12 protein-coding genes are annotated in these 12,461 nt (G+C 58.6%); 9 read left to right on the top strand and 3 right to left on the bottom strand.

Annotation, left to right across the window (positions count from 1 at the left end):
• Positions 1-51 precede the first annotated feature (51 nt).
• Together ACZ5A6_RS09480 and ACZ5A6_RS09485 are read right to left on the bottom strand one after the other, a co-directional pair.
• Positions 52-1,011, bottom strand: coding sequence for a helix-turn-helix domain-containing protein (locus ACZ5A6_RS09480; RefSeq protein ID WP_013636592.1), 960 nt, complete (start codon positions 1,009-1,011; stop codon positions 52-54).
• A gap of 107 nt (positions 1,012-1,118) precedes the next feature.
• Positions 1,119-3,203, bottom strand: coding sequence for a putative bifunctional diguanylate cyclase/phosphodiesterase (locus ACZ5A6_RS09485; RefSeq protein ID WP_026330768.1), 2,085 nt, complete (start codon positions 3,201-3,203; stop codon positions 1,119-1,121).
• Between the two features lie 300 nt (positions 3,204-3,503).
• Here ACZ5A6_RS09485 and ACZ5A6_RS09490 point away from each other — a divergent pair, with 300 nt between their 5' ends.
• From ACZ5A6_RS09490 to ACZ5A6_RS09510, 5 genes are all read left to right on the top strand, one after another.
• Positions 3,504-4,115, top strand: coding sequence for a 50S ribosomal protein L25/general stress protein Ctc (locus tag ACZ5A6_RS09490; RefSeq protein WP_013636594.1), 612 nt, complete (start codon positions 3,504-3,506; stop codon positions 4,113-4,115).
• A 306-nt stretch (positions 4,116-4,421) separates the two neighbouring features.
• Positions 4,422-6,806 (top strand): EAL domain-containing protein, encoded by a 2,385-nt coding sequence (locus tag ACZ5A6_RS09495; RefSeq protein WP_174061040.1) that lies wholly within the window; start codon positions 4,422-4,424, stop codon positions 6,804-6,806.
• A 16-nt stretch (positions 6,807-6,822) separates the two neighbouring features.
• Positions 6,823-7,536 (top strand): substrate-binding periplasmic protein, encoded by a 714-nt coding sequence (locus tag ACZ5A6_RS09500; protein WP_111798773.1) that lies wholly within the window; start codon positions 6,823-6,825, stop codon positions 7,534-7,536.
• A 102-nt stretch (positions 7,537-7,638) separates the two neighbouring features.
• The gene (gene pth, locus ACZ5A6_RS09505) at positions 7,639-8,355 is read left to right on the top strand and encodes an aminoacyl-tRNA hydrolase (RefSeq protein WP_003513491.1); all 717 of its coding nucleotides are present in this window, start codon (positions 7,639-7,641) and stop codon (positions 8,353-8,355) included.
• Between the two features lie 6 nt (positions 8,356-8,361).
• Positions 8,362-8,814 (top strand): GNAT family N-acetyltransferase, encoded by a 453-nt coding sequence (locus ACZ5A6_RS09510; protein ID WP_113472935.1) that lies wholly within the window; start codon positions 8,362-8,364, stop codon positions 8,812-8,814.
• Between the two features lie 11 nt (positions 8,815-8,825).
• Here the strand turns inward: ACZ5A6_RS09510 and clpS are convergent, their stop codons facing one another.
• On the bottom strand, positions 8,826-9,137 hold the full coding sequence (clpS, locus tag ACZ5A6_RS09515; RefSeq protein WP_003513495.1) for an ATP-dependent Clp protease adapter ClpS: 312 nt from the start codon (positions 9,135-9,137) through the stop codon (positions 8,826-8,828).
• A gap of 253 nt (positions 9,138-9,390) precedes the next feature.
• Here clpS and ychF point away from each other — a divergent pair, with 253 nt between their 5' ends.
• The 4 genes from ychF (at position 9,391) to ACZ5A6_RS09535 (ending at position 12,452) form a co-directional block, all read left to right on the top strand.
• The gene (ychF, locus tag ACZ5A6_RS09520; RefSeq protein WP_113291204.1) at positions 9,391-10,494 is read left to right on the top strand and encodes a redox-regulated ATPase YchF; all 1,104 of its coding nucleotides are present in this window, start codon (positions 9,391-9,393) and stop codon (positions 10,492-10,494) included.
• Positions 10,495-10,815: 321 nt separating this feature from the next.
• Positions 10,816-11,289 carry a MaoC family dehydratase gene (locus ACZ5A6_RS09525; protein ID WP_003513500.1) on the top strand — a complete coding sequence of 158 codons (474 nt, stop codon included), beginning with the start codon at positions 10,816-10,818 and terminating at the stop codon, positions 11,287-11,289.
• Positions 11,286-11,753: a MaoC family dehydratase gene (locus tag ACZ5A6_RS09530; RefSeq protein ID WP_003513502.1), complete on the top strand. Its 468-nt coding sequence runs from the start codon at positions 11,286-11,288 to the stop codon at positions 11,751-11,753. Before ACZ5A6_RS09525 ends, ACZ5A6_RS09530 begins: the two co-directional genes overlap by 4 nt.
• A gap of 63 nt (positions 11,754-11,816) precedes the next feature.
• Positions 11,817-12,452, top strand: a complete 636-nt coding sequence (locus ACZ5A6_RS09535; protein WP_013636600.1) for a class I SAM-dependent methyltransferase — start codon at positions 11,817-11,819, stop codon at positions 12,450-12,452.
• Positions 12,453-12,461: the final 9 nt, after the last annotated feature.

Here is a 12,461-nt window from a genome sequence, read left to right on the forward strand (position 1 = left end):
ACAAACCCGCTCCGATCCCGCTGAATTGAGCGGGTATCCTCTCGGGTAGCCTCAATGCACGTCGAATTTCTTCATCTTGCGATGAAGCGTGGCGCGGCTAATGCCGAGCAGGGACGCGGCCTGCGTGACATTGCCATTGGTGCGCGACAGAACCCGGCGCAAAGCCGAACGTTCCGCCTCCTCAAGATCGGAACCGCCGTCGTGACGCTGTTCCTGCAAGACATCGGCGGCGGGCAGCCCCTGCGCAATGCGATGGTCATCGAGCTTCAGCGCAAGGCGCGCCGCGCGCGTCGCCCCAAGCACGAGATCGTCCTGATCGACGGCAAGCAACGAAAGTGCCGGACTGAAACCCGTAGGCACCACGACGATGCGCGCGCCGGGAAAGGCCCGGCGGAAGAGATTGCCCTCGATACGCTGGGCCGCATCCCGCACCGCCTGCGTGACGAAAGAAAACGTCATTTCGTTGATGTCGTCGCGGCACGTGGAAATATCGAGAGCGCCCGTCACCCGGCCGGTATGGTCGCGGATCGGGGCCGTGGTGCAGCACAGTTCCGTGTTCGATGTGAAGAAATGCTGATCGCGATAGACCACCACCGAACGCTCGTCGGCAAGTGCCGTTCCAATACCGTTGGTTCCGACGCTCGCTTCGCTCCAGACGGCGCCGGACCAGAGACCGAGCGCCCGGAAATCACGATCGTCACCGGCAGCACCCCGGCGCTCCAGCGCGACGCCCTGGGCGTCTGTCAAAAGCAGGCAGCAGCCGGATTTGCCGACACTGTGAAAAATACGGTCGAGTTCATCCGTGCTTTCGGCAATCAGGCCCGCCGCACTTTCGCGTGCACGGCGGAATTCGACGTCGGTAAGAAAGATCGGCTTGCGGTTTTCCTCCGGCGCAAGACGGTGCGTGACCATGCAACGGCGCCATGAGGCGATGATCGGAGAACTTGCGGCTGCGGAACGTTGGCGCGCTGTTTCATACACGCGGTCCGCATGGGCGATGTCTGTCGGCATTCGCTCCTCCCAAAGCTTTTCGGCAATGGTGCGCTGGAAGCGTTCACGTTTCAACTAAAAACTTTGCGACCCGCATCCGTCAGCGCAACCGCGGGCTGCGCCTGATATCATACCGCCTTGAAATAGCGTTGGCCGGTGGTGGTGACCTCCGGCTCGTCCTCCGTCGAGAGGAACGTGTCGTCGACGAGATTGGCGATGGAGGTCAAGGGACCGGGCCTGCCGAAGAAGAAGCCCTGCACCTGCAGGCAGCCTTCGCGGCGAAGGAACTCGATATGGGCTTTGGTCTCGACACCTTCCGCAAGCACCGGAATATTGAGGCTATGCGCCAGAATGAGCGTGGAGCGAACGATCGCCTCCGACTGAACATTGGTCGACAGGCCATCGATAAAGGCCCGGTCGATCTTGATCTTGTCGAAGGGAAAGCTCTGCAGGGTCGAGAGGGAGGAATAGCCCGTGCCGTAATCGTCCATGGCGATCTTGACGCCGAGCGCCTTGAGTTTGCGGATCGTGATCAACGCGTGGCGGTGGTCGGCGATGATGCTGCCTTCGGTGATTTCAAGCTCAAGCCTCTCAGGCGCAAGCGCCGTCTCCCTAAGAATCTTCTCGACCTTCTCGGGGAAATCATTGTCCGCAAGCTGCTGCGGGGCGACATTGACGGCGATGGAAAGCGATTTTTTCCAGAGAGCCGCCTGCGCGCAGGCTTCGCGCAGAACCCATTCGCCCAATTCGACGATAAAGCCGGTCTGCTCCGCGATCGGAATGAATTCGACGGGCGAGATCATACCGCGTTCCGGATGTTTCCAGCGCAACAGTGCCTCGAAACCGACGATGCTGCCGCTCTTGGTATCATTCTGCTGCTGGTAATAAAGCTCGAACTCGCTGTTGGCGAGACCGCTGCGCATGGCCACGGCAAGCGCGTTGCGTTCGCGTGCGGCTTCATCCATGGATTTGTCGTAAAAGCAGATCGTGTCGGAATTCCCGCCTTTTGCCCTATACATGGCGACATCGGCCTGCGCCATCAGCGTGTCGGCGTCGATGGCGCCGGTATTGCGCACCGATATGCCCACACTCGCGCCGACCGAAAATGTCTGCCCGTTCCATTCGACCGGCCTGCTGATCTGCTCGATCAGCCGCTGGGCGAATTCCGCACCATCGGCGCGGGTGTAATAGGAATGGGTCATCGCCACGAATTCATCCCCGCCCATACGCGCCAGAAACTCCCCGGCTTTCAGAACGGAACTTGCGCGGTCGGCAATGGCGCGCAGCACGGCATCGCCCGCCGCATGGCCGTGAACGTCGTTGATTTCCTTGAAGCGGTTGAGATCGATGGACAAAAGCGCCGTGTGTGCGCCCATGGAGAGATGGCGCGTGCGGCGGTTGAGATGTTCGATAAATGCCGCGCGGTTCGGAATGCCCGTCAGCGGATCGTGCAACGAAAGATGACGATAGCGGGCGACCGCCTGCTGGGTGGACTGGGCGTCGATGACATAGGTGGAAAGCCCGAGCGCCAGCAGGAGAAGCGTCACGGCGATGGCGCCCCCACCCATGATGGCGGGCGGCAGCAGACTTTCCGAAATGACGATGCGCGGATCGAACTCGAACAACATCGAGGCCATGCCGGTGTAATGCATGGAGGCGATGGCCAGGATGAGGAACGCAACAGAGCTATATTGGCAAAACCGGTTGACTGGGCGCGCGATGCGATTGACCGCGAGCGCGCCGAATACAGCCCCGAGCACCAGCGAAGCGATGACGTAGGTCTGGTTCCAGAAAATCATACCCTGGATCTGATAGGCAGCCATGCCGGTATAATGCATGGCCGCAATACCGAGACCGACTGTCGCACCACCCGCTTCCACCAGCGCTGTGCGTCCGCCATAGGCGGAAATGGCAAAGCCGGTTGTCGTTGTGGCAATGGCGATGAGAAGCGAAAGCCCGGTCAGATAGGGATCGTACCCCACCTCCCCGGCAGCGACATAACCCAGCATCGCCACGAAATGGGTGGTCCATATCGCCGACCCACCATTGACACCAGCCAGAAACAGCCAGTTGACCTTTTGCCAACCCCTCGCCTGACGCGCCCTCGAGAAAAGACGCATCGTGACGAAGCTTCCCAGCATGCAGACGAGGACCGCTGCTGTGGTGTATCGGAAGTCATGATCGACGGTAAGGCACTGGAGAACTTTAAGCATTGTCATCTACGCAATTGGAATTCCAGGCAGCCTTATCACTTGCCAAGTTTGCAGCCGGTTTATATGAATGGATAAGCATATATTAAAAGTTGCAATGCACGAGTGAATTAGACAAGTCTAATAAAATCACAGCATAGCATCCGTGGAAAACGGCCGCTCTTGTCTTTGTCTTCCGTTTGTATTATAGCGCCCGCACCCGTGTAGACACCCTTGGAGGCAACGCGGGCGAGATGGCTTTTAGCCTCTCCAGTTCAGCGCCTGCGGGCATGAACTCTCCATATAACCTCGAAAGGAATTGCCATGAGCAAAGAATCGTATGAGCTCAAGGCCGAGGCGCGCGAACGAGTTGGTAAGGGGTCCTCTCGTGAACTTCGCCGCAACGGTTTGATTCCCGCTGTCATCTATGGTGACAAGCAGGCCCCCATTTCCATCGCTCTGTCGACCAACGAAGTAACCAAGCGTATCCACGCTGGCGGCTTCATGACGACTGTGGCGGTAATCGACGTCGACGGCAAGAAGATCAAGGTCCTGCCGAAGGACTACCAGCTTGATCCGGTCCGCGACTTCACCATGCACGTCGACTTCCTGCGCGTTTCGGGCAACACGCTCGTCAACGTTGAAGTTCCGGTTCACTTCGAAAACGAAGAAAAGTCGGAAATCAAGATCGGCGGCGTTCTGAACATCGTTCGCCACACGGTGGAATTCCACTGCCCGGCCAACGACATTCCGGAATTCATCACGGTTGATCTCTCCGGTCTAAAGATCGGCGACAGCGTTCACATTTCGAATGTGAAGCTGCCGAAGAACATCTCGCCTGTAATCGCCGACCGTGACTTCACGATCGCAACGATCGTTGCTCCGGCTGGCGGCGTTGCTGAAGAAGAAGAAGAAGCCGGCGAAGCTTCTGAATAATAATCTGCGGCCATAAGGCCAGACAGATTTGAGCTAAAAGGCCCGTTCCGTTTTTCGGAACGGGCCTTTTAGTTTTTATGAACTTTAAAAGCAAAAACCTCTCGCCGCGTGCAGGATGCCGGTCCCGTTTCAGCGTGAATTAACAATTCCATGAAACGATGCCCATTGCGTTATCGTGAAAACACCGGACGGGTTGAAGAAATACAGTGAGGATACAAGGCCGTTGCCGAAAACCTCAAGGATGTCTCTCCGGACGGGGCGGAAACGGGGCGCAGTTATCTGGGGTAGAGGGTACTGCAATAGAACATGGCTCATTCCGTCGAAAGTCGCTTTATCGCGATTGTTTCCGGTGCACTTCTCACAGTGGTCGCCCCGCTTTTCACCCTTTTGCTGACCCTCTCCTATCACGAGGCTATCCGTAGCCAGCGCAATCACCTTGAGATCCTGCTGTCAACCAATGCGCAGGCGCTTGCCCGCCCGCTATGGGATCTCGACGACGACACCATAAATCAGATTACCGGCACCCTCGTCTCCGACCCCGTAATCCGCATGGTAGAGGTCAAGGATACCTCTGGCCAGCTAGACATCATCCAGACGGCCGGCAGCGACATCATTCAGGATGCAGCCTCCACGACCCGCGAAGTGACCTACAAAACCACAAACGGTGTCGTCACCGTCGGGCAACTGACAGTCTATTACGACGATATCGGTCTTCTGACCTCTCTCAGCCGCACCGAACTGGCGTTCATCACAATTTTCATTCTCGCCATTCTCACCACCGTTCTTGCGGCCATCGCCGGCAACCGCTTCATGGTCATCCGCCCGCTGATGCGGCTGGCGGCAGCGATAGAAGCGACACGCCGCGTCGGCTCCCGCCACCATGTCGACTGGCGCTCGAAGGACGAGATCGGCAGGCTGGCAAAAAGCTTCAACGAAATGCAGACCCAGCTTGAAAAGGAAGAGCTGGAAATCAAGCATGCCCATGAGCGGAAGACGGAAATCTACAATCGCACACCCGCCATGCTGTTCTCGCTTGACAGATACGACCGGATTGCCGCGGTCAGCGACTATTGGGTGCAGGCGACCGGTTATGATCGGGCCAGAATACTCGGCCTGAATTTCGCCGACCTCATCCACCCGGATGACCGGTCCCTTTTCCTGCAGCGCAAGGCGGCGCAACATTCGCCCGACGCCGCACATGCGGGTATCACGGTGCGTTTTCATTGCATGGATGGCAGCGTTATGGACGCCCTCATCCTTGAAAAAGCCCTTAATTCCGGCAACGCACATCAGGGCACATATCTCTGCGTCATGACTGACGTGACGGAGTTGCGCCAGTCGGAAAAGCGCAACCGCCAGCAGGCTATTTCCGACCATTTGACCGGCCTCTTCAATCGCCAGGGTTTCGAGGCCATTCTCGACGTGCAGATCCGTGACGCAGACAGGAACGGCAGCGAACTGGCATGCCTTTTCATAGACCTCGACCGGTTCAAGGCCATCAACGACAATCTCGGCCATGCGGCGGGCGATGCGGTTCTGCGGGAATTCACGCTGAAAATCGAACCACTGCTGACACCGCTGGACAGCGCATCGCGTCTGGGCGGCGACGAATTCGCCATCCTGCTTGCCGGCGACAAGGTGGAGGAGCGCGCCCAGCTGTTCTGCGAGCGGATTTGCACCATGCTGGACACGCCCTTCGAGATCGAAGGCAACAGCATCCGTCTCAGCGCCAGCATCGGCATGGCGATCTACCCGCTGCATGCCGCAAGCGCGTCCGAACTTTTGCAGAATGCCGACATGGCCATGTATACCCGCAAGAGAACGGGCAAGAACGGCTCGCAGATCTTCGACAGCTCGATCATGGACCGGGCGCGCGAACATGCGGAACTGGAACGGGATATCGCGCAGGCGCTTTCCGACAATTGGTTCGAGGCTTATTTCCAGCCGATTCAAGATCTTGCAACGGGCCAGACGGCGGGTTTCGAGGCGCTGTTGCGTCTCAACCATCCGGAAAAGGGATTGCTTTCTCCCGCCACGATCATCAGCCTTGCGGAAGAAAACGGCACCATCCATCGCATCGGCAATGTCATCCTCGACCAGTCAATCGCCAATCTGGCCAGACTGTCGCACCTGCCCGGCATGGAGCAATCCTATGTGGCGGTGAATTTTTCGCCGCTGCAGTTCGAACCGGGATTGCCGACCCGTATCGCCGGCGTCCTTCACCGCTACGGCATTCTTCCCAAACGGCTGATTATTGAGATAACCGAGGCGGTCATCATGAAGGACGATCCGCAAATCCGGGCGATCCTCAATGCCATTCACCAGCTGGGCTGCCGCATCGCGCTGGACGATTTCGGCACGGGTTATTCGTCGCTGAGCTATCTCAGCCGCTTTCCGGTCGACATCGTCAAGATCGATCAGTCCTTCACGCGCTCGATCTGCGACGACACGGTGGAGATAAGGCAGCGCAGCCGCATGCTGGTCGAGGGTATCGCCGCAATCTCACACAAGATGAATTGCTCCGTCATCGCCGAAGGCGTCGAGACGGAAGAGCAGAAGGAGCTTCTGACAGTGATAGGCGCGGATTACGGACAGGGCTATTATTTTGCGCGACCGCAGCCCATCGAACGGCTGATAGCTGCATTGAATGCGGATAACGGCGCAGACCGCGCCGCGGCGCGACAGGCGTAAACGGGTGGGAGCAGCCATGGGATTGATCCGCTTTTGTCTGATCTTTCTTGCTCTTGCCGGCCCGGCCAGCGCAGCCAAGCTTTTCCTGACCACCGAGGTTTACCCGCCTTATAATCTGCAAAACGACGACGGCAGCGTGGCGGGCGTTTATATCGACCAGCTCAGGATCGTACTTGAGGATACCGGCACCGATTACGAGGTTGCCGTCATGCCCTGGGCGCGGGCAATCGCATTGGCCACAACGAAGGCCATGCATTGCGTCTTTGCCACGGCGAGAACGTCCGAACGGGAAAAACTATTCAAATGGGTCTCGCCGATCCATAGCGACCGCAACATCCTCGTGGCGCGCCAGAATGCGGATATCAACGTCTCCAGTCTGGAAGACGCGAGGAAATACCGGGTCGGCACCCAGCGTGGCGACTACACCGAGGTCCTTCTTGGCAACCTCGGTTTCGAGCATGTGGATGTCGGTGCTGATTTCCAGATCACGCTTCACAAGCTGAACGCAGGCCGCATCGACCTGATGCCCATGTCGGAAAGCACTTTCAAAAGCCAACCCCCAGGCACGTTCAGGGAAGTGATAACGCTGGCGCGGCAACAGCTGGGTCTTGCATGCAACAAAAGCGTTCCAGACGAGGTCATTGCAAAATTGCAGGCGCGCCTGGACAGACTGATCGCCGATGGAACGCAACAGAGCATATTCGACCGCTACAAACTCGTCAGCCCTTGAGCGCCCGCTCGCCACATCCAAAAAATCCATAAAAAGATTGACAGCCGGAACATTTCGGGGTGGTGACAACAGCATCGTCAGGCAAAAAAGCGGACATGCCCCATGAAGATCATCGCAGGCCTTGGTAACCCCGGCGCCCAATATGCGGGAAACCGTCACAACATCGGCTTCATGGCCGTGGATGCGCTGCAGCGCCTGCCTTCCTTCTCGCCCTGGGCGCGGAAATTCAAGGCGGAGATTTCCGAAGGCGAAATAGGCGGTGAGAAAGTTCTGCTGATGAAGCCCCTCACCTACATGAACCTGTCGGGTGAATCCGTCGGCGAGGCCATGCGTTTCTTCAAGCTTGCACCGGCAGACATTATCGTCATCCATGATGAACTCGATTTGCTTGCAGGCCGCGCGCGCATCAAGACCGGCGGCGGCCATGGCGGCCATAATGGCCTGAAATCGATCGACGCCCATTGCGGCAAGGAATACCGCCGCCTGCGTCTCGGCATCGGCCATCCCGGCGACAAGGAGCGGGTGCATGGCCACGTTCTCGGTGATTTCGCCAAGACCGACCGGGTCTGGCTCGATCCGCTGCTGGACGCCATTGCCGACAATGCCGCCATGCTGGTGAAATCAGAGGATTCGCAGCTGATGAACAAGCTGGCGCTTGCCACCGGCAGCAAGCCGGAAACGGAAAAACCGGCCAAGGCGGCCAAGCCCGCCGCGCAATCCCACATCCATCAGGCGCGCAACAACGCCCAACCGAAAAAACTGCCGGAAACCGGGCCGATGGCAGAGATGCTGAAGCGGATGTTCGGCAAGAAGGATTGAGCGCAGATGTCTTCAGAGACCATGAGCCTTCGCGAAGCTGGCCCGGACGATCTGCCGAAACTGCTCGAACTTTACCAGGCGCTGAACCCTTCCGACCCGCAACTGACGGCGCAAGAGGCAAGCACGGTTTTCGCCGCCATGCTCGGCCAACCCGGCCTCACCGTGTTCTTTGCCATGGAAGAGCAGGAACCCGTTGCAACCGCCACGCTTCTCGTCATCCCGAACCTGACGCGCGCTACCCGTCCCTATGCCTTCATCGAAAATGTGGTGACGCTGGAAAGCCGTCGCGGCCGGGGATATGGCCGCGCAGTCGTGCGCCACGCCATCGAGACCGCCTTTGCCGCAAATTGCTACAAGGTGATGCTGCTGACCGGCCGGCAGCGTCCTGAGGTACATGCCTTCTACGAAAGCTGCGGTTTCATTCAGAACAAGACGGGTTTTCAGATCCGGCGGGATTGAGCATAAAGCCGTCACTCCTCCGGCTCGGTGGTGAACATCAGCGGAAACCCGGCCTCCTTGCCAAGATCGTTCGCCTCCTTGGCCTTGGTCTCGGCAATGTCGCGCTCGCAGACAACGACGACCGCGCTCCCGAAGCGATGCGCCGTCATCATCACCCGGTGGCCGGTGTCCTCGCCCATGTGGAAGACGACCTTCAACACCAGGGTGACGAAGTCGCGCGGCGTATAGTCGTCATTCAGCAGAATGACCTTGTAGAGCTTAGGCCGCTCCAGCTTCGGTTTGACTTTCGGTTTCGGTTTGAGATCAACAGGACTGTCACTCATCATTGTCGCCCGTGATTGTCACTCAATTGTAGCCCATGGGGAAAATCCCCGTTGATGACGAAAGATCGGTTGCTCGACCGGCGCATATTGCGCCGCAACCGCAGCATCGACAACCCCGGCCTCAAACTTGCGCAGAATTCCGCGCCATTCGCGGGGCTTTGCCCGCCCAAATCGGCCCCCGGGCTTGACCTTGCCCTGCCCTTTCCGCAAAAGGCTCCTCAACGAATTCTTTCAAACGGACAGGTTTCAAGCCATGGGCTTCAAATGCGGTATCGTCGGGCTGCCGAATGTCGGCAAGTCCACCCTCTTCAACGCGCTGACGAAAACGGCGGCCGCGCAGGCCGCCAACTATCCCTTCTGCACCATCGAGCCCAACACTGGCGAAGTTGCCGTGCCGGACCCCCGCATGCAGCAGCTTGCGGCCATTGCCGGATCGAAGGAAATCATTCCGACCCGCATTTCCTTCGTGGACATTGCCGGCCTGGTGCGCGGCGCATCGAAGGGTGAAGGTCTCGGCAACAAGTTCCTCGCCAATATCCGCGAAGTCGATGCCGTCGTGCATGTACTGCGCTGCTTCGAGGACGACGACATCACCCATGTGGAAGGCCGCATCAATCCGGTTGGCGATGCCGACACGATCGAGACGGAACTGATGCTCGCCGACCTCGAAAGCCTGGAACGCCGTGTCGAGCAGACGCGCAAGCGCGCCACCAGCAAGGACAAGGAATCATTGGCCCAACTGCCGGTGATGGAAGCCGTAATTGCTCTGCTAAACGACGGAAAACCGGCACGTCTGCTTTTGAAGACACTGGCGGACGAGGAAATCGAAATCCTCAAGGGCCTCAATCTCCTGACGTCGCACCCGGTGCTTTATGTCTGCAACGTCTCGGAAGCCGAGGCATCCACCGGCAACGAGCACACCGCGGCTGTCGCGGAGATGGCAAAGCAACAGGGCGCCGAATGCGTGATCATCTCGGCGGCGATCGAGGCCGAAGTCGCGCAGCTTCCGGCCGATGAAGCCGAAGAATTCCTCTCGGCCCTCGGGCTCACCGAAGCCGGTCTCGACCGGTTGATCCGCGCCGGCTATCACCTGCTCGACCTCATCACCTATTTCACCGTCGGCCCGAAGGAAACGCGCGCCTGGACGATCGTGCGCGGCACCAAAGCGCCCGCTGCCGCCGGCGTCATCCATACCGATTTCGAACGTGGCTTCATCCGCGCCTTTACCATCGCCTATGACGACTACATCGCCTACAAGGGCGAAGTTGGTGCCAAGGAAGCCGGCAAGGGACGCGACGAAGGCAAGGAATATGTCGTCCAGGACGGCGACGTCATCCACTTCCGCTTTAATACCTGATCTGGTCTTGAGCGCGGCGGCGGTCACATCGCGTCTTTTGACGCGCTGACCGAAGTGACACAGACCTGTGGCTTGTTTCTTCTCCCGGCGGGGGAAGATAGCCCGGAGGATCGGATGAGGAGGCAAGGCTGGCGAATCTCACGACCCTTGCCCCTCATTCCGCTATCGCGACCTTCTCCTCCACTGGGAGAAGGCAGCATGCCGCACTCGCTCTCTCAACAGCATCTCCCTATGCCGCAAACGCACTCTCGATTTGACCTTTACGTAAAGGGAAAAATCATTTTAGATGCCGGTGACATCGACTAGGCAAGGGAGGAAGCCATGGCGCCGGTCGCGACATATGCCTATGAGGATTTTTCCGTTGGACGGGAATTTCCCCTGGGACCGCAATCGATTTCTGCAGCACAAATCATCGAATTCGCCAGCGAGTTCGACCCCCAGCCCATGCATCTATCCGAAGAGGCTGGCCGCCAGAGCATTCTCGGCGGGCTGGCGGCATCCGGCTGGCACACCTGCGCCCTGCTGATGCGAATGATGGCGGAGAGCTATATCAGCGATTCGACATCGCAAGGCAGCCCCGGCATCGATTATGTCGACTGGAAAAAGCCGGTTCTGGCTGGCGATACGCTTTCGGGAAAATCCATTGTTCTGGAACAGCGCACCTCCAGCTCACGCCCCGGCATCGGCCTCGTGAAGTTTCGCCATGAGCTTTATAACCAGCGCGGCGTTCTGGTATCGCACGGCGAAAACACCGTGATGTTTCTGATGCGTGCGGACGGAGGCCTTGCGGCATGAGACTGGCAGAACTTTCCCCGATCGGCGAACGGGTCACCCTCGACACATTGCATTTTTCCGCCGAAGACATTGTCCGTTTCGCCCGCGATTTCGATCCGCAGCCCTTTCATCTCGATGCCGAAGCGGCGAAAAACAGCGTCTTCGGCGCGCTCTGCGCTTCCGGTTGGCACACCGGAGCTGGCTGGATGAAATGTTTCCTTTCCCATTGGGGCAAGGAAGTGAAGAGGCTGAAACAACTTGGCCTTGAGCCGCCGAAACTCGGCCCCTCCCCCGGCTTTCGTGAACTCAAATGGAAAAAGCCGGTTTTCGCCGGAGACGACGTGACCTATTTCGTCACCTTGCTCGATGCCCGACCGCTGGAATCAAGAGCCGGGGTTTGGCTGAACACCACCTTCAACGAGGGCGTGAACCAGTCCGGAGAAACCGTGATGACCTTCCAGAGCGGGGTTCTGGAGTTCGAATAGCGGCTGGCCGAGATAGCCCGCGCGCGATACCCTCGGAATCGGCGTCGCGGCGGGAAGGCAAGAATGAACGATATCCTACAGGGTTATGCTGAAGCGGCAACGCCGGACCTGATTGCCAGGTTCGATGGACTGGATTGCCGGGAAATCTACGCACCGGTCATCGATCTGTTGCCGGTCTCACCGGCCCGCGTCGCGGATATTGGCAGCGGCACCGGTCGCGATGCCGCGTGGTTTGCTGAATGCGGCCATGATGTTCTGGCGATAGAGCCGGTCAAGGAACTGCGTGAACCCGGAAAGAGATTGCACCTCTCGCACAAGATAACCTGGCTTGACGACTGTTTGCCCGATCTGATGAAAGCGCGCCGCCACGACCCGTTCGATCTGGTTACGCTGTGCGGCGTCTGGCACCATATCGATGACGAGGTACGGCAGACCGCCATGGAAAGCCTCTCGGAGATGACGGCAGAGGGCGGATTGCTGATCATGTCCCTGCGTCACGGCCCTGCACCCGAAGGCCGCCGTGCTTTTCCCATTTCACCAGCGGAAACGACGGGCAATGCAGCCCGTCTGGGGTTCACGTTGATACGACAGGTAGAAGTTGCTTCCATTCAGGCGAGTAATCGCGCCATGGGCGTCCACTGGACATGGATCGCACTACGAAAGACCGGACAAAACACCGGCCTGTCGCAACATTCCTAGCCGGAAACC

This window comes from Agrobacterium sp. 6Ca8 (assembly GCF_055382765.1).